Raw genomic sequence first — 23354 nt, 5'->3', positions numbered from 1 at the left:
CTGCTGGCATCGGTCGCCTGCGGGAGGCAGGCCGCTGCCGCTTCCACCGCTGCCGCGCCGCAAGCGCTGCCGGGCGTGTCGACCACACGGTTGCATCGGTGCCTTCGCCCAGCGACAGCCAGCTCTCCATCCACTGACCCGCCGATGCCGGCAAACACTGTGCATGCCTGCCACGCGTGGCAGGCACATGTGCACTGAAATCTCCGCCACACCCGCCAGCAAGGCATCGCATGGCGGGCTGGGCGACAATAAGCCACTTCGCCGGCCGCACAGCGCCGGCCCTCCAGTCGGACCCGTGACACCATGAAAAAGACCCCCGCAAAAAAGATCGCCGCCAGGAAAGGCGCGCCGCTGCCCTTCGAGGTCCACGCCACCGGCGACCAGCCACTGGGCATGCCGGTCGAGCGCTTCCTGCGCAACTACTGGCACAAGCACCCGCTGCTGATCCGCAACGCGTTTGCGGACTTCCAGTCCCCGCTGCAGCCCGAAGACCTGGCCGGCCTGGCCTGCGAAGACGGCGTGCTGGCACGCCTGATCAGCCACGACCGCGCCACCGACGGCTGGGACGTGCGCACCGGCCCGTTCCAGGAAACAGACTTCCCCGGCCTGCCCGATCACGACTGGACCCTGCTGGTACAGGACGTGGACAAGTGGGACGCCGACGTGCGCGCGCTGCTGGAACAGTTCCGCTTCCTGCCGCGCTGGCGCATCGACGACATCATGATCAGCTTCGCCGCCACCGGCGGCTCGGTCGGCGCGCATGTCGACCATTACGACGTGTTCCTGCTGCAGGGCCAGGGCCACCGCCGCTGGCAGATCGACGCACGCGCGCAGCAGGGTCGCAAGGCCGCGCCGCTGGCATTCCGCGACGATGTCGAGCTCAAGCTGCTCAGCAGCTTCAAGCCCACCCACGACTGGGTGCTGGGCCCGGGCGACATGCTGTACCTGCCGCCGCTGGTGCCGCACCACGGCGTGGCCGAAGACGCCTGCCTGACCTTCTCCATCGGCACCCGCGCGCCGTCCTCGGCCGAGCTGATCGGCGACTATCTGGACACCTTGATCGCCGATGCCGACGAGGCCGTGCGCTATCACGACGAAGATCTCAAGGTGCCGGCCGATCCGTACGAGATCGACGTCACCGCGATGAACCGCGTGGTCGAAGCGCTCAACGCGCTGCGCATGAACGACCCGGATCGGCTGGGCGACTGGTTCGGCCGCTTCATGACCACCTACCGCGCCTCCGGCGACGTGGTGCCGGCACCCGAACCGATCCCCCGCGAGGCGGTCGAGCAGGCGCTGGAAGAAGGCGTGCTGCTGCACCGTCATCCCTGGTCGCGGCTGGCCTGGCGGCGCGCCAAGCGTGGCGCCACCCTGTTCTGCAGCGGCCTGGAATTCGCGCTGTCGGCCAAGGACGCCGCACGTCTGGCCGCAGCCGAAGAGATCGACGGCGCACTGTATGCGCAGCTGTCCAACCGTGGCCGCGAGGTGGTGCTGGAGCTGCTGGCGCAGGGCCATTACCAGCGCGCCCACGAGGACGCGGAGGACGACATCGAGGACATCGACGACGACCAGGCCCATGTCCTGAGCGTGTCAGGCGACCAGGACGACGCCGAGGCCGACGCGCCGGACGCAGACGACGAGATCGATGCGGAGGCCGACGTCGAGCAGGTCGCCGATACCGCCGACGGCCCGGCCCAGGCCGATGAGGACGAACCAGCTGCCGACGCCGACCAGGACGACGACAGCGAGCTGGCCGACGATCCGGCTTCGGACGCTGGCGACGACGGGTCCGACAGACGCGCATGAGCCCCCAGGCCGGGCCGCAGATCGTCTCGCTGGACCCGGCGTCCGACGCCGCGGCCCTGCGTGCGCTGCGCCTGGCCTGCGGCAGCGGCGACAGCGGCGCTGCCGAATGGGACGCACTGGACCCGCTCAGCCTGCAACTGGCGCTGCGCAGCGAAGACGGCCAGCTGATCGGCTCGGTGCGGCTGACTGCGGATCGGCGCATCGACAGGCTCGGCATCCTGCCGGGCTGGCGCCGCCGCGGCCTGGCTGACCAGCTGCTCGCAGCCGCCGTCGCCACCGCGCAACAGCATGGCTGGCCCGGCGTACGGACCCGCGTCAACGCAGACGCCGAGGCCGTGTTCGCACGCCTGGGCTTCCTGCCGGACACTTCTTCCGACACGCACCCCGATCGCGCCGCAGTGGTGGGCGATCGGCCTGACAAGCCGCTGCACCGCCGTCTCGACGGTCCGATGGCGGTGGACGACCTGCGTGCGGCCCTGGCCGCCACCACCGGCCTGCTGTGCGCTGCACGCCGCCAGGTCCTGATCTATACGCGGGCACTGGATCCGCCGCTGTTCGACAACGCCGCCGTGCTCGATGCGCTGCGCCGCTTCGCCACCGCCCGCCACGACAAGCGCGTGCAGGTGCTGGTGCAGGACACCGCCGTCGCCGGCGCCAACAGCAGCGCGCTGCTGCGGCTGGCCCAGCGCCTGCCCAGCGTGTTCCGCTTCCGCGCGGTCAGCGATCCGGTCGATGCCAGCTATGCGTCGGCCTATGTGGTGGGCGATGACGCCTACTACTTTCGTCCAACAGGCCATCGCTTCGACGATGGCGAAACCTGGCTGTCGGGCGCGGCGCGCAGCCGCCAGCTGGAGCGCGAATTCGCGCAGATATGGGAGCGCAGCGCGCTTTGGAACGAACCGCGCGCACTCGGCATCTGAGACCGCAGCGCCCTTCGCAGGTAGGCGCCAGGCGGTTGCACCTACCCGTCCGGTCAGCTGGCAGACGCCCCCTCACTGGCGCAAGGGGGTATAATTTTTCGAGATTTGAGACCGACCGACAGGGCATCTCGCCCCGCCGCTTCCGCACAATCATCCCCACAGCAGACCCGACTTACCATCGTGGATAATCTCCTAAAGCAGTTCGCACAGTCATCGCAGCTCGCCGGCGGCAACGCCGCCTATATCGAGGATCTGTACGAGCAGTACCTCGTCGCCCCGGACAGTGTTGACCCGAAGTGGAAGAGCTATTTCGATGGCTTCAAGGGTCGCGATGCCGGTGATGTGCCGCACTCGGCGGCCATTGCCCACATCCTCAGCGCCTCCAAGCAGGCTGCCAATGCCGGAACCGGCGCAGGCGCCAGTGACGAGCGCGAGCGCAACGTCGGCCGCCTGATCACCGCCTATCGTGCGCGTGGTCATCTCGGTGCGCAGCTCGACCCGCTGGGCCTGACCCCGCCGGTCAACCCGCCCGATCTGGACCTGCCGTTCCACAGCCTGTCGCAGGCAGATCTGGACAGCGAATTCAGCACCGGCGGCGTCGGCGGCCAGCCGCGCATGAAGCTGAAGGATCTGCTGACCCGCCTGAAGGCGACCTACGCCAGCACCATCGGCGCAGAATTCATGCACATCCAGGAATTCGACCAGCGCCAGTGGATCTACAAGCGCCTGGAAGATGCCGGCGGCAAGATCGCCGGCGACGCGGCCAGCCGCAAGCGCACGCTGGAGCGGCTCACCGCCGCCGAAGGCCTGGAGCGCTACCTGCACACCAAATACGTCGGCCAGAAGCGCTTCTCGCTGGAAGGCGGCGATGCGCTGATTCCGATGATGGACGAGATCATTCGCCAGTCCGGCAATGATCAGGTCAAGGACATCGTGATCGGCATGGCCCATCGCGGCCGCCTCAACGTGCTCGTCAATACGCTGGGCAAGAACCCGCGCAAGCTGTTCGACGAGTTCGAAGGCAAGTTCGAGCACGCCCACGACGACCGCGCGCATACCGGCGACGTCAAGTACCACATGGGCTTCTCGGCCGACATCGCGGTCGGTGGCGACAAGCAGGTGCATCTGGCGCTGGCATTCAACCCCTCGCACCTGGAAATCGTCGACCCGGTCGTGGTCGGCAGCGTGCGTTCGCGTCAGGAACGCTTCGGCGATGCCGAGCGCAAGACCGTGCTGCCGATCCTGATCCACGGCGATGCCGCATTCGCCGGCCAGGGCGTGGTGATGGAACTGTTCCAGATGTCGCAGGCGCGCGGTTTCGCCGTCGGCGGCACCGTGCACATCGTCATCAACAACCAGATCGGCTTCACCACCAGCGCCCGCGACGACGCCCGTTCCACGCTGTATTGCACGGACGTGGCCAAGATGATCGGCGCGCCGGTCTTCCACGTGAACGGCGACGATCCGGACGCGGTGATGTTCGTGTCCAAGCTGGCCTACGAATTCCGCCAGCAGTTCAAGAAGGACGTGGTCATCGACCTGGTCTGCTACCGCCGTTGGGGCCATAACGAGGCCGACGAACCGGCAGCGACCCAGCCGGTGATGTACCAGACCATCCGCAAGCACAAGACCACCCGCGAGCTGTACGCCGCCAAGCTGGAAAGTGACGGCGTGCTGAGCGCCGACGAAGTCAAGGCGTTGGTCGACGGTTACCGCAACAAGCTCGATTCGGGCGAATACACCACCGAGCTGGCGACACGCAAGCCGGACGAATTCGCCATCGACTGGTCCAAGTACCTGGTCGGCACCGCTGCCGATCCGGTCGATACCCGCGTCAAGCGCGAGCAGCTGGACCGTCTGGCCAAGCTGATCACCACGATTCCGGAAGGCGTCGAGCTGCATGCGCGCGTGGCCAAGATCTACGACGACCGCGTCAAGATGGCCGCCGGCGAGCAGGCCGGCGACTGGGGCTTTGCCGAGAACCTGGCCTACGCCACGTTGCTGGCCGAAGGCCACAAGCTGCGCCTGGTCGGCCAGGACGCCGGTCGCGGCACGTTCTTCCACCGTCACGCGATCCTGCACGACCAGAAGACCGACAGCTACCACCTGCCGCTGCGCCAGCTGGTGCAGAACCCCGAGGACGCCACCATCATCGACTCGCTGCTCAGCGAAGAAGCGGTGATGGGCTTCGAATACGGCTACTCCACCACCGACCCGAATGCGCTGTGCATCTGGGAAGCGCAGTTCGGCGATTTCGCCAATGGCGCGCAGGTGGTGATCGACCAGTTCATCGCCGCCGGCGAAGCCAAGTGGGGCCGCATCGCGGGCCTGTCGCTGTTCCTGCCGCACGGCTACGAAGGCCAGGGTCCGGAGCACAGCTCCGCGCGCCTGGAGCGCTTCCTGCAGCTGTGCGCGCTGGAGAACATGCTGGTCTGCGTGCCGACCACCCCGGCGCAGTGCTTCCACATGATCCGCCGGCAGATGCGCATGACCACCCGCAAGCCGCTGGTGGTGATGACGCCCAAGTCGCTGCTGCGCCACAAGCTGGCGGTGTCGAGCCTGGAAGAACTCGCCGATGGGCAGTTCCAGCATCTGATTCCCGACGCCAAGGCCGATGCCGGCAAGGTCAAGCGCGTGGTGCTGTGCTCGGGCAAGGTTTATTACGACCTGCTCGAAGACCAGACCAAGCGTGGCCAGGACGATGTCGCCATCCTGCGCGTGGAGCAGCTGTATCCGTTCCCGCGTGCGCAGCTGGCTGCCGAGCTGAAGGCCTATGCCAACGCCACCGATGTGGTGTGGTGCCAGGAAGAACCGCAGAACCAGGGTGCGTGGTACCAGATCCGCCACCATCTGAACTTCTGCCTGGCCAGCGGCCAGAGCCTGCATTACGCCGGCCGCGCCCGCTCGCCCTCGCCTGCCGCCGGCCACATGGCCGACCACATCGTCGAACAGCAGAAGCTGGTCGCCGATGCGCTCCTCAATCCGTTCAACGACCAAGTCGCTGAATAACTCCTCTTCCCCAAAGAACGAAAACCCTAGGACGCTCCCGAATGGCCACCGAAGTCAAAGTTCCGGTACTGCCCGAATCCGTTTCCGACGCCACCATCGCCAGCTGGCACAAGAAGGCCGGTGAAGCGGTCAAGCGCGACGAGAATCTGGTCGACCTGGAAACCGACAAGGTCGTGTTGGAAGTTCCTTCGCCGGTCGATGGCGTGCTGAAGGAAATCAAGTTCGAAGCCGGCAGCACCGTCACCAGCAACCAGATACTGGCGATCATCGAAGAAGGCGCCGTGGCTGCGGCCGCACCGGCCGACGAGAAGAAGGCCGACGCACCGGCACCTGCGGCGGCTGCCCCGGCAGCCGCGCCGGCCCCGGCTGCTGCCGCTGCGCCTGCCGCTGCGCCTGCCGCTGCCTCCAAATCGGCTGCCGATGCGCTGCCCCCGGGTGCGCGTTTTTCCGCGATCACCCAGGGCGTGAATCCGGCGCAGGTCGAGGGCACCGGCCGTCGTGGCGCGGTGACCAAGGAAGACATCGTCAACTTCGCCAAGGCCGGCGGCGTGGGCAAGGCCTCCGGCGCCCGTCCGGAAGAGCGCGTGCCGATGACCCGCGTGCGCAAGACCATCGCCAAGCGCCTGATGGAGTCCAAGAACTCCACCGCGATGCTGACCACCTTCAACGAAGTGAACCTGGCCAAGGTGTCGGCCGCGCGCAAGGAACTGCAGGACGAGTTCCAGAAGGCGCACGGCATCAAGCTCGGTTTCATGAGCTTCTTCGTCAAGGCGGCCGCCAACGCATTGCAGCGCTTCCCGCTGGTCAACGCCTCGATCGACGGCGACGACATCATCTATCACGGCTACAGCGACATCTCGATCGCGGTGTCGACCGACAAGGGCCTGGTCACGCCGGTGCTGCGTAACGTCGAGCGCCAGTCGTTCGCCGACGTCGAACAGGGCATTGCCGACTACGCCGCCAAGGCGCGCGCCGGCAAGCTGGGCTTGGACGATCTGCAGGGTGGCACCTTCACCATCACCAACGGCGGCACCTTCGGCTCGCTGCTGTCCACCCCGATCATCAACCCGCCGCAGAGCGCCATCCTGGGCATGCACGCGATCAAGGAACGCCCGATCGCCGAGAACGGCCAGGTCGTGATCGCGCCGATGATGTATCTGGCGCTGTCCTATGACCACCGCATCATCGACGGCAAGGACTCGGTGCAGTTCCTGGTCGACATCAAGAATCAGCTGGAAAACCCGGGCCGGATGTTGTTCGGTCTGTGATGAAAGCCGGGATTGGGGATTCGGGATTAGGGATTGGCGAGAGCCGCCCTTTCCCGAGCATCCCGCTTTTACGAATCCCCAATCCCCAATTCCCAATCTCGTGAGCGAAGAATGAGCGAACAAGAACAATTCGACGTCGTCGTCATCGGTGCCGGTCCGGCCGGTTATCACGCTGCGATTCGCGCGGCCCAGCTGGGCATGAAGGTCGCCTGCATCGACGCGGCACTCGGTAAGGATGGCAAGCCGGCGCTGGGCGGCACCTGCCTGCGCGTGGGCTGCATTCCGTCCAAGGCGCTGCTGGATTCCTCGCGTCAGTTCTGGAACATGGGTCACCTGTTCGGCGACCACGGCATCAGCTTCAACGACGCCAAGATGGACGTGCCCACCATGATCGGCCGCAAGGACAAGATCGTGAAGCAGTTCACCGGCGGCATCGCGATGCTGTTCAAGGCGAACAAGATCACCCCGTACTACGGCTTCGGCCAGCTGCTGCCGGGCAACATCGTCAAGGTCGCCCAGCACGAAGGCGGCGAGATCGAGCTCAAGGGCACCAACGTGATCCTGGCGCCGGGTTCGGAGTCGATCGAGCTGCCGTTTGCCAAGTTTGAAGGCGACACCATCGTCGACAACGTCGGCGGCCTGGATTTCACCGCCGTTCCCAAGCGTCTGGCAGTGATCGGTGCCGGCGTGATCGGCCTGGAGCTGGGCAGCGTGTGGAAGCGCCTGGGCGCCGAGGTCACCATCCTCGAAGCGCTGCCGGACTTCCTGGCGCTGGCCGACGCCGAAGTGGCCAAGACCGCGCTGAAGGAATTCAAGAAGCAGGGCCTGGACATCAAGCTCGGCGCCAAGGTCAGCAAGACCGAGATCACCGGCAGCGGCGATGCCAAGCAGGTGGTGGTCAGCTACACCGACGCCGCCGGCGAGCAGACCCTGACCGTGGACAAATTGCTGGTGGCCGTGGGCCGCAAGGCCGCGACCAAGAACCTGCTGGCCGAGGGCACCGGCGTCAAGCTCAACGAGCGTGGCCAGATCGAAGTGGACGGGCATTGCCACACCGGCGTTGATGGCGTGTGGGCAGTCGGTGACTGCGTGCGTGGCCCGATGCTGGCGCACAAGGGCTTCGAGGAAGGCATCGCGGTGGCCGAATTGATTGCCGGCCTGCCCGGTCATGTCAACTTCGACACCATTCCGTGGGTGATCTATACCGAGCCGGAGATTGCCTGGGTCGGCAAGACCGAGCAGCAGTTGAAGGCCGAAGGCGTTGCCTACAAGGCCGGCAGTTTCCCGTTCGCGGCAATCGGCCGTGCGGTGGCCATGGGCGAGCCGGCCGGCTTCGTCAAGGTCATCGCCGATGCCGAAACCGACCGCGTGCTGGGTATGCACCTGGTAGGCGTGGGCGTGTCCGAGCTGGTGCACGAGGGCGTGCTGACGATGGAGTTCAACGGCTCGGCCGATGATCTGGCGCGCATCTGCCACGCGCACCCGACGCTGTCCGAAGCGATCCACGATGCCGCGATGGCAGTGAGCAAGCGCGCGATTCATAAGGCCAATTAAGCCGGGAATCGGGAGTGGGGAATCGGGAATCGTAGAAGCGTTCCCATTACCTCACTCCTCACGCTGACGCCGGACTTAGGTCCGGCGTCATGCGTTCTGGCTTCCGCTTTGCTTCGACCCATTCCCTATTCCCTATTCCCAACTCCCGATTCCCGCTCCCATGAAAAGCATCTGCATTTACTGCGGTTCCAATGCCGGCAACAAACCCGCCTACGCCGAGCGCGCCACTGCGTTGGGGCAGCGCATCGCCGAGCAGGGCCTGCGGCTGGTGTATGGCGGCGGCAATGTGGGCCTGATGGGCACCGTGGCCAATGCGGTGCTGGCGGCCGGTGGCGAAGTCACCGGGGTGATTCCGCAGCAGCTGGCCGATTGGGAAGTGGCGCACCGTGGGCTGACCACGCTGGAAATCGTCGGCTCCATGCATGAGCGCAAGATGCGCATGTTTGAGCTGTCCGATGCCTTCGTCGCCCTGCCCGGGGGCTTCGGCACCATGGAAGAGATCTTCGAGATGCTGACCTGGCGCCAGCTCGGCATCGGCAACAAGCCTTGCGCATTCCTGGATATCGAAGGGTTTTACGCACCGCTGATCGGCATGATCGATCGCATGGTGGAAGAGCGCTTCCTGCATCCGGACCAGCGCAGCGACCTGTGGTACGGCGCCGATATCGAACAGATGCTGGAGTGGATGCAGCACTACACGCCGGCGCAGGCTTCCAAGTGGATCGACGAGAAGCGCCGCTCCACCCTGGTGTAAAACGATAGCGCCTGCGCTAACCGCCCCGGGGCCTGCGCGTGCCCATCGCGCACCCGGCCCGTCGCAACGCGCCATCGAACACCCTGCCGATCTGCAAGCTTGCAACGGCAGTCACGATGGCTGCGGCGTCCGGCGCGACCGGCTCGCATAGAATGGCGACGATGCTCGATACCCTCGCCGCTGACGCGCACCACAGCCTGGACATCAAGCACAGTCGCTTTCTGGCCAACGCTGCGGCACTGGACTCTCCCGCGCAGGCGCTGGAGATTGTGCAGAGCGTGTCCGTTGCCGATGCCCCCCACAATTGCTGGGCCTATCGATTCGGGCAGGACTATCGCTCCAGCGACGATGGCGAGCCCAGCGGCACCGCCGGGCGGCCGATTCTCGCGGCCATCGATGGCCAGGGCTACGACCGCGTGGTCGTGGTGGTCACGCGTTGGTATGGCGGCATCAAGCTCGGTGCCGGCGGACTGGTGCGTGCCTACGGCGGCGCGGCGGCCGAATGCCTGCGGCTGGCGACGCGACGGCCGTTGATTGCGTTGTCGCTGCTCGAGCTGCAATGTCAGTTCGACGACTTGGGTCTGGTGCATGCTGCACTGAGCGCTTTCCACGCCGACAAGCTGGACGAGCGCTTCGATGCGCAGGGCGCGGCACTGCGCGTGCAACTGCCTGCCGATCAGCTGGCCGGCTTGAAAACGCGCCTGTGCGACGCCACTCGCAACCGTGTCCATCTCTCATCACCGGAAGCCGCATGAACCAGCCAGCCGCCGCCAGGCCCAACCCGTTGCGGAAGCTTGGCAGCCTGCGCACTTTGTGGCCGTTCGTGCAGCGCCAGCGTGGCCTGTTCGCCGCCTGGCTGATCGCACTGGCCATTTCCTCGGCCGCCACGTTGAGCTTGCCGGCGGCGGTCAAGCAGATGATCGACCATGGTTTCTCCGGCGATTCGCAGATCAACCACGCCTTCGCGCTGTTGTTTGCGGTGGCGGTGGTGCTGGCGGTGGCAACGGCCGCGCGTTTTTATTTCGTCGCGCTGCTGGGCGAAAAAGTGGTCGCCGATCTGCGCGGCCGCCTGTATGCGCATCTGATCGGGCTGGACGCCGGCTTCCATGATCGCAGCCGCAGTGGCGAGCTGGTGTCGCGGCTGTCGGCCGACAGCGAGCTGCTACGCGGGGTGATCGGCACCACCATGTCGGTGGCCTTGCGCAGCTCGGTCACGGTGATCGGCAGCATGGTGATGCTGTTCGTCACCAGCCCGCGGCTGGCCGGCTTCACCCTGATCGGCATTCCGCTGGCGGTGCTGCCGATCGTGCTGGGCGCACGCCGCCTGCAGAAGATCTCACGCGTCAGCCAGGACCGTGTGGCCGATGCCAACACGCTGGCGGCCGAAACGCTAGGCGCAGTGCGCACCGTGCAGGCGCATGCGCGCGAGCGCTACGAGAGCCAGCGGTTCAGCCAGGCCCTGTTCGCCGCGATCGATACCGCACGGCTGCGCATCCGTACCCAGGCCACCGTGACGGCGGTGGCGATCATGCTGATCTTCGGCGCCATCGTCGGTGTGCTGTGGCTGGGCGCGCACGATGTGATCGCCGGACGCATGACCCCCGGCACGCTGGGTCAGTTCGTGTTGTACGCGCTGATCGGCGGCGGCTCGGTCGGTGCCTTGGCCGAGGTCTGGAACGAGTTGCAGCGCGCGGCCGGCGGCATGGGCCGGGTCGGCGAATTGCTCGACGAGCAGCCAGCGATCGTCGCGCCAGCGACGCCGCAGCCCTTGCCACAGCCGCTGCGTGGCGCGATCCATTTCGACCAGGTGGTGTTTCATTATCCGCAGCGCCCCGATGCGCCGGCGCTGGATGGCTTCGACCTGCATGTCCATCCGGGCGAAACCGTGGCGCTGGTCGGTCCCTCCGGCGCCGGCAAGAGCACGGTGCTGGCGATGTTGCTGCGCTTCCACGACCCGGTCAGCGGCAAGCTGCGGATCGACAATGTGGATTTGCGTGACACCGACCCGGTGCTGCTGCGCGAACGCATTGCATTGGTGCCGCAGCAACCCACGCTGTTTGCCGCCAGCGCCGCCGACAACATCCGCTATGGGCGCCTGGACGCCAGCGACGCGGAGATGGAAGCCGCCGCGGCGGCGGCCGAGGCCGATGGTTTCATCCGCGCCCTGCCGCAGGGCTACGCCAGCGAACTGGGCGAACGCGGCACGCGCCTGTCGGGCGGCCAGCAGCAACGCGTGGCGATCGCGCGCGCCTTGCTCAAGGACGCGCCGATCCTGCTGCTGGACGAGGCGACCAGCGCGCTGGATGCGCAGAGCGAACGCGCGGTGCAGCAGGCGCTGGACCGGCTGATGGAAGGCCGCACCACGCTGGTCATCGCCCATCGCCTGGCCACCGTGCTCAAAGCCGACCGCATCGTGGTGATGGATGCCGGCCGCATCGTCGCGCAGGGCACGCATGCGCAATTGATCGCCGAAGGCGGCCTGTACGCGGAGCTGGCGCGGCTGCAGTTCATCGATCAGTGACGCCTGGGTGACACCGGCGTGTGCTGTCATGCCAGCGTGTCCGCCGCAGCGGCCCAGGCCGATCCTGAGACCCCACGCGCCCCAACCTGACGACGTCACGCATGCCCCGCCCCAGAACCACCATTCGCCAACTCAGTTATTTCGTCGCGCTTGCCGACACCGGCAGCTTCACCCGCGCCGCCGAGCAGATGGGCGTGTCGCAACCCTCGTTGTCGCAGCAGATCCGTGCGCTGGAAACCATCGTCGGCGCCGCGCTGTTCGAACGCGGCGTGCCGGCCATCCTGACGCCGCTGGGGCGCGACCTGCTCGATCGTGCGCGCAGCATCCTGCTGGACGTGGCCGACCTGGAAGACGTTCGCGCCACCTCGGCCGACACCTTGATCGGCACCATCCGGCTGGGCGTGTCGCCCACGCTGGGCGCCTACCTGATGCCGAGCCTGGTCGCGCGCCTGCATCGCGAACACCCGGCACTGCGCGTGCATGTGCGCGAAGGCCTGCCGACCGCGTTGGCCAGTGGCCTGGCCAGCGGCGTGCACGATCTGATCCTGGCGCAATTGCCGGTGGCCGGGCGCGGCCTGCATAGCGAGCGCCTGTTCCGCGAACCGCTGCACGTGACCATGGCCGCCGATCACCCCTTGCGTGCCAAGACCTGCATCACGCCGGCCGATCTGCGCGGCGCCAACCTGCTCACCCTGATGCCCGAATACCGCCTGGCCGAACAGGTCGCGGCGATCGCCTTGGACGTCGGCGCCAATGTCCTGCGCGATTACGAAGGCACCAGCCTGGATGCGATCCGCCAGATGGCCGGGATGGGCATGGGTCTTGCACTACTGCCAGACCTGTATGTGCGCCAGGAAATCCGCGAGGGCGACGATGTCGTCGTCCGGCCGATCAAAGGCGGACGCTACTATAGGGAGATCGGGCTGTTGTGGCGGCAAGGCGCAGGACGCGCGCCGGCCTTCGGCCTGATCGCCGATCTTCTGCGTGCGGTGGCCGCATAGGAAAATCCTATGCGACGAATAAGCGCTGCGGCCTTGTCCGCCAACTGCAACTCGTCAATGCTTCATTGAACTCATCAACGGAAATCGAATGGCGGGCAAGCAGATCGGATGGCGGGAAGCGGGAGCCTGGCTGGCGGAAATCGTCGGGCCGGACATGCCCTATGTGCGCCTGGCCATGGTGTATGGGGTCGCAATCAGCCTGCTGTCGTTGGCCACGCCGATCTCGGTGCAGTTGCTGATCAACAGTGTCGCCAACACCGCGCTGCCCACCCCGCTGTGGACCCTGTCCAGCCTGTTGCTGGGCCTGCTGCTGCTGGTGGCTGCGCTCAGCGCGATGCGGGTGTGGATGATGGCGCTGTTCGAGCGCCGTCTGTTTGCGCGGGTGGTGGCGGAAATCACGGTGCGCGCGGTGCATGCGCAGAACCCGTTCTTCGCCGATCAGAACCGTGGCGACGTGTTCAACCGCTACTTCGATCTGGTGGTGGTGCAAAAAGCGGTGCCCAGCCTGGCGGTCGGTGCCTTCACGATCGTGTTGCAATCGGCGGTGGGCCTGATCGTCACCAGCTTCTATCACCCGTTCTTCCTCGGCTTCAACGCCCTGCTGCTGCTGATCATCTTCGCAATCTGGATGATCTGGTCGCGCGGCTCGATCCGCTCGGCGGTGGAACTGAGCCACGCCAAGCACAACGCGGCGCACTGGCTGGAAAGCGTGGGTGGCTCCAACGGCTTCTACAAATCCAGCCGCCATCTCAACTTCGCGATGGAGCGCTCCGAAGCGGTGACCGCCACCTATGTCGCCCGGCATCGGCGCCATTTCCGCTACACCTTCACCCAGACCGTGGCGTTCCTGCTCACCTACGCGGTCGCCAGCGCGGCGCTGCTGGCACTGGGCGGCAGCCTGATCCTGCGTGGCGAACTGTCGATCGGCCAGCTGGTGGCCGCCGAGCTGATCCTCAGCGCGGTGTTCTACGGCATCGCGCAGTTGGGCACCTACCTGGACGTGTTCTACGACCTGGTGGCCAGCGCCGAGGAATTGTCGGTGCTGTATGCCATTCCGCAGGAGCGCCCGGTGGCCGCCGCGGGCAAGATCCCCGGCAACAGTGCCGTGCGCCTGGACGGGGTGGTGATCGAGGGGGCGCGCTTCGATTTCGCGTTGGAGGCCGGCGAACAACTGGTGACGCTGGCCGACGGCGGCGCCGAACGTCTGCTGGCGATGGTGCTGAAGCGCCACGTCGTCCCGGAACGCGGGCTGGTGATGGTCGGCGGCGCCGACATGGCCACCTTCGACATGTACCTGCTGCGCTCTGAAGTGACCGTGCTCGATCGACCGACCATCGTCGAGGTCACCATCCGTGAATACCTGTCGATGGCCTCGGCCGAGGTGACCTCCGAGACGATGCTCGAAGCCATCGATACGGTGGGGCTGCGTGCGCGCATCGCCGCGCTGCCGCAAGGCCTGGACACCCGGCTTGCCGCCTCCGGCTACCCGCTGTGGATCGGCGAAGTGATGGCGCTGAAACTGGCCAATGCATTGCTGGTGCGTCCGCGCGTGCTGATGCTGTCGCAGCTGTACGACCTGCTGCCGCCCGAACGCCTGACCCGGGTGCTGCGGCAGCTGAAGGAGGCCGGCACCACGGTCCTGCTGTGCACCGGCCGGCCGGAGGACATCACCCTGGATGGCTGGTTCCGCCTGGAACCGGAGCGCCAGCAGCGCTACGCCACCCGCGCCGACCTGATCGCATCCACGCAGGAGGCCGACGATGCAGCACGCCTCTGACCGGATCGCGCACTTCCCCACCCTGGCATCCATGCGCCCGCCCAGCATCGCCAAGGTATTGGCGTGGATGCTGCTGATCGGCGTGGCCATCGCCGGTTCCATCCTGGCGTTCGCGCCCTGGGTGCAGACCGCCAGCGGCAAGGGTCAGGTGGTTTCGCTGGACCCGGGTGACCGCCAGCAACAGGTCACCGCCTTCGTGCCGGGCCGGGTAGAGCGCTGGTATGTACACGATGGTCAGCACGTCGCCAAGGGCGATCCGATCGCCCGCGTCGGCGACCTGGACCCGGACCTGCTGGCCCGTCTCGCCAGCGAGCGGGCCCAGGTGGCGGCGGAAATCAGCGCCATCCAGCAATCGCGCGCGGTCGCCAGTATCGATGTGGAACGCAGCCGCCAGCTGCTCGCCGAAGGCCTGGCCGGCCGCCGCGATTACGAGCTGACCCAGATCAAGGTGGCCGAAGCCGACGCCAAGCTGGCCGAATCGCGTGCCAAGCTGACCCGCATCGACATCCAGTTGAACCGTCAGTCGGCGCAGCTGGTGCGCGCACCGCGCGATGGGCGCGTGCAGCAGCTCAACGCCGCCAGCGGCAGCGCGATGGTCTCGCCCGGCACGGTGCTGGCGGTGATCGCGCCGGAGCGGGTGGAGCGTGCGGTCGAGCTGTACATCGACGGCCGCGACGTGCCGCTGATCCGCCCCGGTCGCCCGGTGCGGCTGGAGTTCGAAGGCTGGCCGGCGATCCAGTTCAGCGGTTGGCCGTCGGTGGCACACGGCATGTTCGATGGTCGCGTACGCGCCATCGACCCCAATGCCGCGCCCGATGGCTTGTTCCGCATCCTGGTCGAACCGCAGCCGGGCAAGCCGGCCTGGCCGGCGCAGGAATTCGCCCGTCAGGGCGGCAAGGTGCGCGGCTGGGTGCAGGGCGAGACGGTGAAGGTGGGCTACGAACTGTGGCGCCAGCTCAACAACTTCCCGCTGGAGTTCGGCCGCCGCCCGTCGGCGACGACGACGACGCAGGATGAGGGCAAGGCCAAGCCGGCGTCGGCCGGCAAGTCCGAAGACGACGAGACCGGCAAGAAATGATCCGCCGTCTTGTCGTCCTGCTGATCGCGCTCGCACCGGGCGTGGTTGCCGCCCAGACCGCCCCGCTGACGCTGGATGAAGTGCTGCGCTCCTCTGCCCGCGCTTCTCCGCAGATCGTCGAGTCGCTGGCCAAGGTCCGCCAGGCCGAAGGCAAGGGCATCTCGGCCGATGGCGCGTTCGATACCGTGTTCGATATCGACGGCCGCTCGCGCGAGGCCGGCTATTACGATGGCAGCGCGATCGAAAGCACCGTCAAGCGCCCGTTCGATGACAACGGCGGCTATTACTACGGCGGCTACCGCTCCTCGCGTGGTTCCTTCCCGGTCTACGAAGACAAGTCCTACACCGACCGCGGTGGCGAAGTGAAGGTCGGCGCACTGTATGCGCTGCTGCGCGACCGGGTGGTCGATGAGCGCCGCACCCGCCGCAGTGTTGCCGGTGCCGATATCGATGTCGCGCAGTACGAGGCGGAAATGGTCGCCATCGGTGTGCAACGCCGCGCGGTGGACGCCTACCAGAGCTGGGTCGCGGCCGGCCTGAAGCTGCGCGCGTACAACGACCTGCTGCAGCTGGCCGAGCAGCGCCGCAATGCGATTTCCCGGCAGGTGACGCTGGGCGCGCGGCCCACCATCCTGCTGACCGAAAACGACCAGAACCTGGTCCGCCGACGCGCCCTGGTGGTGCGCTCGGAGCAGGACTTCGCCAATGCTGCCAATGCCTTGTCGCTGTACCTGCGCGACGATGCCGGCATGCCGTTGATCGTCTCCACCGAACGTCTGCCGGCCGACACGTCGGCGCTGGAAGGCCTGGCCGGCGCCAGCAAGATCACCGCACCGGTGGAGCGCCCCGATTACCGCGCGGTGCTGACCCGCATCGATCAGGCCACCGCGCGGCTGATGCTGGCGCAGAACGATCTCAAGCCGCGCCTGGATCTGAGTTTCGAGGTCAGCAAGGACCTGGGATCGCCCGGTGTCGGCGGCCCGAACCGCTCCCCGACCGACGCGATCATCGGCTTCCGCTTCAGCGTGCCGCTGGAAAACCGCGCCGCCAAGGGCCGGGTCGCCGAAGCACGCGCCGAGATCGAGGCGCTGGATCAGCGCAGCCGCTACCTGCGCGACCAGATCACGGTGGAGGTCGAATCGATCGTCATCTCGCTCAACGCCGCCGAGCGGCTGGCCAGGATCGCCGACGAAGAACGCAGCCTGGCCGACCGTCTGGCAGCCGCCGAGCGCCGCCGCTTCGAACTGGGGTCGGGCGATTTCTTCCTGGTCAACCAGCGCGAAGAAACCGCCAACGATGCCCGCGTGCGCCTGATCGATGCACAGGCGCGCATTGCCTCGGCGCGTGCGGAGCTGGCGGCGGCAACGGCCGATCGGGACGCGTTGCAACTGAGTCGATGAACGGGCGCCGGTTGGCTCGCCAACCTTGCCGCATCGCGCAATGACGCCCGGGTAACACCTACCTGCGCATGCTCGCTTCGGCCGGCCCGGCGCCGGTGGTGCGGTCCCTGGCGGCTCGCACGACGACCCTGATTCTTCGGAGGTGCGTATGTCTTTCCGGCAATTTCCCGCAATCGGTGCAGATGGCGAGTCCTACGTCATCATCGAATTCCGCGACGAGCTCGAATCCCGCAACGGGCAGCAGGCACGCACGCAAGCGCATACGGCGCCACGCTACGAACTGCCCGATGGCCGTCGCCTGCAACGGCAGGGCCAGCGCTTCATCACCGATGGTGGCGAGCTGCGCCTGTCGACGCCTTGAAATAGCACTGGTCATTTTTTGACCAACCCGTCCGCAGCCGTTACAGAGCAATGGCTGCGCACAGTTATCCACATGCTTGTGCAGGTTTCATCCACACCCTGTGTGGATGAAACCGGTGCGTGTTGTTCGGCATTATGCCAAGCGACAATCACCCTCGCCCTTGGCGGGCATCGCATGCGGTGTCACTCGGCCGGCACATGATCAGTGACTGGCATCTGCACCCTGCTGTCGCCATCGACAGCGGGCAAGCCCACGGCCCCCCTGCATTGCTGCTAACCATTGCGATCGTAACGCTCCAGCACCCGTCCGATGCCGCTGCGGTCGATGTCGCTGGCGGCCTGCGCCAGCGCCGAGCGATCGCTGCCCGGCTCGAACCCGATGCGAAAATGCAGCTCGCCCACCGGCGTGCGCGAAGAGTGGATCGACGACAGATTCACCCCATGCTGCTCGAACACATGCAGCAACGCACGTAGCGAACCGGGCTGGTCTTCCGGCAGATAGACGCTCAAGGTGAGCGGCTCGGTGAGGTCGGCCAGCAGGTAGCCCACGCGCTCGTAGGTGTAATTGCCGGCAGCGAGCGACTCGCCGCGTAGCGCCTGTGCGTTGTCGTCCAGAAAGCGGGCGCGAAACTGCGCGCGCGCCGCATCGTCGCCTTGCGCGACCAAGGCGCGCAGTTCCTGCAGTTGCAGCAATAGCCGATCAAGCATCTCGCCCACGTACGGGTTGCCGAACTGGATGTCTTCATAGATTGCGGGATTGAGCGAGAGGATGCGCGCGATCACCGCGCTATCCAGCTCGAACGAGGCCGAGCGATACGGCATCAACGCGCGCAGCTCGCCGAGCAGCGGCGCGTAGTCGCGCAAGGTACCGGCCTGCGCCAGATGGGTGGCGTGCACCATTGCTTGCACCAGCGCCATCACGCGGTCGTGGTGCTCGGGCGTGGCGTACACGCATTCGGCCTGCAACGCGGTGCACAGCGTCTGCACCCATGCGGACCACTGCTGCAGACGCGCCTGGCAGACCACCATCACCCGCCCTTTCAAGGTCGGCGCTTTGGGCGGTGCGGTCATCGGGTGCAGGCCGACGACCTCGGCCTGCGAGGCCAGCATCGCGGCCACCGGCGCCTGCTTGATCGAGGTGACATCCATCCACAACTGCGACGCCGCTCGCGGGCCGGCGAGGTCCACATAGCGTTCGATCAATGCGGCGGTGTGGCGGATCGGCGCAGAAAAAATCAGCACGTCCGCACGCTGCGCCAAGGTGGCTTCGTCGATGTCGCCGTCCCCGGCCGGATCGAAGCCGATCACCTCCAGCCCCATGCGCGCGCGCAAAAACTGCGCCAGCCAGCGTCCGTAAGCGCCGGCGATGCCGACGATGCCGACCACCGGCTGCGCCATCATGCCAATCGCTCGACGGCAAAGCGCGGTGCGTCAGCGAGTGCGGCCGGTGCGGCGGCCAGCACATCGAACTCTTCGAAGCCTGCCGCCAACGTGGCTTCCAGCGCGCTATGCACGCCGCTGAGCGCATGCCCCACCGCCTGCTCGAACGGCATATCGCGCAGCAGGAACCCGATCAGCAAGGCCATCAGCACATCGCCGGTGCCGGCCACATCCACCGGCAGATGCGGCGTGGCCCAGCGATACACCGCCGTGTTGCTGACCGCCAGAGTCACCAGCTCACCTGCCGCACCGGCCACGCTGTGCGCAAGCACCCACTGCGGACCGCGCGCCAGCAATGCGCGCGCGGCAACGACGGCATCGTCCTGCTCCAGACTCGGCAAACCGGTCAGTCGCCCAAGCTCGAACGCATTCGGCGTCACCAGCCAGGCATGCGGCAACAGCCGCTCGGCGAACACGCGCTCCAGTCCAGGCTCGACATACGGGCCGGTGTGGGTGTCCCCGATCACCGGGTCCAGGCAATACCGTAGCTGCGGCGCCTGCGGCAAGGTCTGCTCGAGCCAGTCGGCGAATGCCTCGCCATTGGCCAGGCTGCCGAAGTAGCCGGAGACCAGCATGCGCGCACGCTGCGGCAGGCCGCGCTCGCTCGCACCCAGCAACAGATCGGCCAACCAGTCGGCCGGCAGGATGCGGCCGCGCAAGGTGGCGTAGAACGGCGCATTGCTCAGCAGCGTGGTGGGCACTTCCGCCACCCGCAGGCCCAGCGCACGCAACGGTGGCACCGCCGCGCTGTTGCCAGCATGGCCGTAGACCAGTTGCGACTGGACCGAGATCACATCGATCGGCGAAGGACCATCCGGACGCTGGCGGCGACCGTGGACCAGATGACTGTCGGGGGCATTGTTCATCGCAGCATTTTACGTCAGCGCCACCGCGCGCCCACCGTCGATCGATGCGACCGTCGTCCGCTCGCCGCTGCGCACACCGCGCCAGGTCGGTCCGTGTGCTGGCAGCAGTCGATAGCGCCTCCGATCTGCGGGGGCCCTGCCGCAAGACGCAAATGCCGGCCTCGGGGCCGGCATTCGTCTGGAGAACCTCTGCTCAATCGTGCAACTTTCCGGACATTGGGGAGCCGGCATCCGCTCCCACGAATCCCGAATCGCCACACTGGCGCACTACCCCGGCAGGGCGGGCCACACCGCCCTTACGATTCCCCAATCCCGACTCCCGATTCCCAGCCTCAGGACGTCATGCGATCCCAGAAACCCTTGACGCCATCGATGAAGGTGGCCGACTTGGGCGAATGCTTGCGTGCATCCTCACCGGTGAACGTGGCTTCGAACTGCTGCAGCAACTCGCGCTGGTCGGCGGTCAGATTCACCGGCGTTTCGACCACCACGCGGCAATACAGATCGCCTTCGGTGCGGCTACGCACCGAGCGCACACCCTTGCCGCGCAACCGGAACAGCTTGCCGGTCTGGGTTTCGGCGGGAATGCGGATTTCCGCCTCCCCGCCCAGGGTCGCCACACGCACGGTGTCGCCCAGCGCGGCCTGCGAGATGCGGATCGGCACTTCGCAATGCAGATCGTCGCCATCGCGTTGGAAGATCGCATGCTCGCGCACGCGCACTTCCACATATAGATCGCCCGGCGGCGTGCCGGCCGGGCCGGCTTCGCCCTCGCCGGCCAGGCGGATGCGGTCGCCGGTATCCACGCCGGCAGGCACCTTGATCGACAGCACCTTGTCTTCTTCCACGCGACCGGCGCCGTGGCAGGTCTTGCACGGATTCTGGATCAGCGTGCCGCGCCCATCGCAATGCGGGCAACTCTGCTGCATGGCGAAGATGCCGCGCTGGATGCGGACCTGGCCGCGTCCGTGGCAGGTCCCGCACACTTCCACCTTGCCGTCTTCCGAACCACTGCCATGGCAGGGCTCGCACTCGATCAGGGTCGGGATCTCGATGCGGCGTTCGATGCCGGCAACGGCTTCTTCCAGATCCAGTTCCAACACGTAACCGACGTCGGCACCACGTCGCGCAGCGCGCGGACCGGCGGCGCCACCGCCGAAAATATTGCCGAAGATATCGCCAAAGATATCTCCCATGTCCGGGCCACCCGGCCCACCGCCACCACCGCCCATGCCGTGCTCGAACGCAGCGTGGCCATGCGCATCGTAGGCGCGGCGCTTGTTGCCGTCCGACAACACCTCATAGGCTTCCTTGCACTCCTTGAACATCGCCTCGGCAGCAGCGTCGCCGGGATTGCGGTCCGGGTGGTGCTTCATCGCACAGCGCCGATACGCCTTCTTCAGCTCCTCGTCGCTGGCGCCACGGGCAACGCCCAGCACTTCGTAGTAATCGCGTTTGCTCATAAGCCGGTATTGGGGATTCGTGATTTGAGATTCGTTGAAACGCAAAAGCGGACAGCATGCGCTGGTCCGCCTTGGCGACGCGACGCGTAAAGGATATCGGGATGGGGATCGGCACCTTTAGCGGCCGCCAATCCCCACTCCCAACTCCCAAATCACGGCTTACTTCTTGTCGTCCTTGACCTCGGTGAACTCGGCGTCCACCACGTCGTCGGCGGCCTTGGAGGCCTGCGCGTTGCCGCTGGCCGCATCGGCGTTGCCGCCCTGTTCTGCCGCGGCGGCGGCGGCGTACAGCGACTGGCCGGCTTCTTCCAGGGTTTTGCTGCGGGCTTCGATCTGCGCCTTGTCGTCACTCTTCATGGCGGTTTCCAGATCCGACAGCGCCGCTTCCACCTTGCCGATCACATCGCCACCGACCTTGCTGCCATGCTCGGTGATCGCGGTGCGGGTGGCGTGGATCAGGCCATCGGCCTGGTTGCGGGCCTGCACCAGTTCCTGGAACTTCTTGTCTTCCTCGCGGTTGGCTTCCGCGTCGGCGACCATGCGCTGGATCTCTTCGTCCGACAGGCCCGAACCGGCCTTGATCTCGACCTTCTGCTCCTTGTTGGTCTTCTTGTCCTTGGCCGACACGTGCAGGATGCCGTTGGCGTCGATGTCGAAGGACACTTCCACCTGCGGCATGCCGCGCGGCGCCGGCTCGATGCCGGACAGGTCGAACTTGGCCAGCGACTTGTTGAAGCGGGCCTGCTCGCGTTCACCCTGCAACACATGCACGGTCACGGCCGACTGGTTGTCCTCGGCGGTGGAGAAGGTCTGCGAGGCCTTGGTCGGGATGGTGGTGTTCTTTTCGATGATCTTGGTGAACACGCCGCCCATGGTTTCGATACCCAGCGACAGCGGGGTCACGTCCAGCAGCAGCACGTCCTTGACGTCGCCGGCCAGCACGCCGCCCTGGATCGCAGCGCCCACGGCCACGGCTTCGTCCGGGTTGACGTCCTTGCGCGGTTCCTTGCCGAAGAAATCGGCAACCGCCTGCTGCACCTTCGGCATGCGGGTCTGACCGCCGACCAGGATCACTTCGTTGATGTCGCTGGCGCGCAGGCCGGCATCGTTCAACGCGGTGCGGCACGGGTCGATCGACTTCTTGACCAGGTCCTCCACCAGCGCTTCGAGCTTGGCACGGGTCAGCTTGATGTTGAGGTGCTTCGGGCCCGAGGCATCGGCGGTGACGTACGGCAGGTTCACTTCGGTCTGCTGGCTGGTCGACAGCTCGATCTTGGCGCGCTCTGCGGCGTCCTTCAGGCGCTGCAGCGCCAACGGATCCTTGCGCAGATCGATGCCCTGATCCTTGTTGAATTCGTCGACCAGGTACTCGATGACGCGGTTGTCGAAGTCTTCGCCGCCGAGGAAGGTGTCGCCGTTGGTGGCCAGCACTTCGAACTGCTTCTCGCCATCGACTTCAGCGATTTCGATGATCGACACGTCGAAGGTACCGCCGCCCAGGTCGTACACGGCGATCTTGCGGTCGCCGCCGTTCTTGTCCAGGCCATAGGCCAGGGCTGCAGCGGTCGGCTCGTTGATGATGCGCTTGACGTCCAGACCGGCGATGCGGCCGGCGTCCTTGGTGGCCTGACGCTGGCTGTCGTTGAAGTACGCCGGCACCGTGATCACGGCCTCGGTGACCTTCTCGCCCAGGAAGTCCTCGGCGGTCTTCTTCATCTTTTCCAGCACGCGGGCAGAGATTTCCTGCGGCGCCATGCGCTTGCCATCGCTGGTCTGCACCCAGGCATCGCCGTTGTCGTGGGCGAGGATGCCGTACGGCACGTGCGAGATGTCCTTCTGCACTTCGGCGTCGGTGAACTTGCGGCCGATCAGGCGCTTCACCGCGTAGAAGGTGTTCTTCGGGTTGGTCACGGCCTGGCGCTTGGCCGAGGCACCGACCAGGACTTCGCCGTCCTTGGTGTAGGCGACGATCGAAGGCGTGGTGCGATCGCCCTCGGAATTTTCGATGACGCGGGCCTTGCCGCCGTCCATGATCGACACGCACGAGTTCGTGGTGCCGAGGTCAATACCAATGATCTTGCCCATGGATACGCTCCTGATGATTCTTTAGCTGTGTCCGGCGACGCCGGGTCTGGCT

General features: G+C 66.4%; 17 protein-coding genes. 13 read left to right on the top strand and 4 right to left on the bottom strand.

Translation table 11 applies throughout. The features are described from left to right. The first annotated feature begins 327 nt into the window (after positions 1-327). From LL972_RS03915 to LL972_RS03855, 13 genes are all read left to right on the top strand, one after another. Positions 328-1806 carry a JmjC domain-containing protein gene (locus LL972_RS03915; RefSeq protein WP_228326559.1) on the top strand — a complete coding sequence of 493 codons (1479 nt, stop codon included), beginning with the start codon at positions 328-330 and terminating at the stop codon, positions 1804-1806. Continuing rightward, on the top strand, positions 1803-2726 hold the full coding sequence (locus LL972_RS03910) for a GNAT family N-acetyltransferase (protein WP_228326480.1): 924 nt from the start codon (positions 1803-1805) through the stop codon (positions 2724-2726). The genes LL972_RS03915 and LL972_RS03910 overlap by 4 nt, the downstream gene beginning before the upstream one ends. A 180-nt stretch (positions 2727-2906) precedes the next feature. Then, positions 2907-5735: a 2-oxoglutarate dehydrogenase E1 component gene (locus tag LL972_RS03905; protein WP_429002109.1), complete on the top strand. Its 2829-nt coding sequence runs from the start codon at positions 2907-2909 to the stop codon at positions 5733-5735. A 41-nt stretch (positions 5736-5776) separates the two neighbouring features. Further along, positions 5777-7003 carry a dihydrolipoyllysine-residue succinyltransferase gene (gene sucB, locus LL972_RS03900; protein ID WP_228326478.1) on the top strand — a complete coding sequence of 409 codons (1227 nt, stop codon included), beginning with the start codon at positions 5777-5779 and terminating at the stop codon, positions 7001-7003. A gap of 111 nt (positions 7004-7114) precedes the next feature. After that, positions 7115-8557 carry a dihydrolipoyl dehydrogenase gene (gene lpdA / locus LL972_RS03895; protein ID WP_228326477.1) on the top strand — a complete coding sequence of 481 codons (1443 nt, stop codon included), beginning with the start codon at positions 7115-7117 and terminating at the stop codon, positions 8555-8557. Between the two features lie 160 nt (positions 8558-8717). Further along, complete coding sequence (locus LL972_RS03890) at positions 8718-9311, top strand: TIGR00730 family Rossman fold protein (RefSeq protein ID WP_228326476.1); 594 nt, start codon at positions 8718-8720, stop codon at positions 9309-9311. Between the two features lie 152 nt (positions 9312-9463). After that, positions 9464-10066: an IMPACT family protein gene (locus tag LL972_RS03885; RefSeq protein ID WP_228326475.1), complete on the top strand. Its 603-nt coding sequence runs from the start codon at positions 9464-9466 to the stop codon at positions 10064-10066. Continuing rightward, positions 10063-11832: an ABC transporter transmembrane domain-containing protein gene (locus LL972_RS03880; RefSeq protein ID WP_228326474.1), complete on the top strand. Its 1770-nt coding sequence runs from the start codon at positions 10063-10065 to the stop codon at positions 11830-11832. The genes LL972_RS03885 and LL972_RS03880 overlap by 4 nt, the downstream gene beginning before the upstream one ends. Before the next feature lie 101 nt (positions 11833-11933). Continuing rightward, entirely contained in the window at positions 11934-12833 is a 900-nt protein-coding gene (locus LL972_RS03875; protein ID WP_228326473.1) for a hydrogen peroxide-inducible genes activator, read from the top strand. Positions 12834-12921: 88 nt separating this feature from the next. Further along, a complete protein-coding gene (locus tag LL972_RS03870; RefSeq protein WP_228326472.1) occupies positions 12922-14610 on the top strand; it encodes an ABC transporter ATP-binding protein in 1689 nt (562 codons plus the stop codon). Continuing rightward, complete coding sequence (locus LL972_RS03865; RefSeq protein ID WP_228326471.1) at positions 14594-15688, top strand: efflux RND transporter periplasmic adaptor subunit; 1095 nt, start codon at positions 14594-14596, stop codon at positions 15686-15688. The genes LL972_RS03870 and LL972_RS03865 overlap by 17 nt, the downstream gene beginning before the upstream one ends. Further along, positions 15685-17088, top strand: a complete 1404-nt coding sequence (locus tag LL972_RS03860; RefSeq protein ID WP_228326470.1) for a TolC family protein — start codon at positions 15685-15687, stop codon at positions 17086-17088. Before LL972_RS03865 ends, LL972_RS03860 begins: the two co-directional genes overlap by 4 nt. Positions 17089-17236: 148 nt before the next feature. Then, a complete protein-coding gene (locus LL972_RS03855) occupies positions 17237-17449 on the top strand; it encodes a hypothetical protein (protein ID WP_047128489.1) in 213 nt (70 codons plus the stop codon). A gap of 272 nt (positions 17450-17721) precedes the next feature. Here the strand turns inward: LL972_RS03855 and LL972_RS03850 are convergent, their stop codons facing one another. The 4 genes from LL972_RS03850 to dnaK form a co-directional block, all read right to left on the bottom strand. Further along, complete coding sequence (locus LL972_RS03850) at positions 17722-18849, bottom strand: prephenate dehydrogenase (RefSeq protein WP_228326469.1); 1128 nt, start codon at positions 18847-18849, stop codon at positions 17722-17724. Beyond that, positions 18846-19754 carry a pyridoxal kinase gene (gene pdxY / locus LL972_RS03845; protein WP_228326468.1) on the bottom strand — a complete coding sequence of 303 codons (909 nt, stop codon included), beginning with the start codon at positions 19752-19754 and terminating at the stop codon, positions 18846-18848. The genes LL972_RS03850 and pdxY overlap by 4 nt, the downstream gene beginning before the upstream one ends. 332 nt (positions 19755-20086) lie before the next feature. After that, positions 20087-21217, bottom strand: a complete 1131-nt coding sequence (dnaJ, locus tag LL972_RS03840) for a molecular chaperone DnaJ (RefSeq protein WP_039511676.1) — start codon at positions 21215-21217, stop codon at positions 20087-20089. Between the two features lie 159 nt (positions 21218-21376). Further along, the gene (gene dnaK, locus LL972_RS03835) at positions 21377-23302 is read right to left on the bottom strand and encodes a molecular chaperone DnaK (protein WP_228326467.1); all 1926 of its coding nucleotides are present in this window, start codon (positions 23300-23302) and stop codon (positions 21377-21379) included. Between the last annotated feature and the right edge of the window lie 52 nt (positions 23303-23354).

Source organism: Xanthomonas campestris pv. asclepiadis (assembly GCF_020784175.1).
Lineage (GTDB): Bacteria > Pseudomonadota > Gammaproteobacteria > Xanthomonadales > Xanthomonadaceae > Xanthomonas > Xanthomonas campestris_D.
The sequence above is the reverse complement of the archived record's forward strand: the minus strand, read 5'-3'. Positions and strand labels throughout refer to the sequence as shown.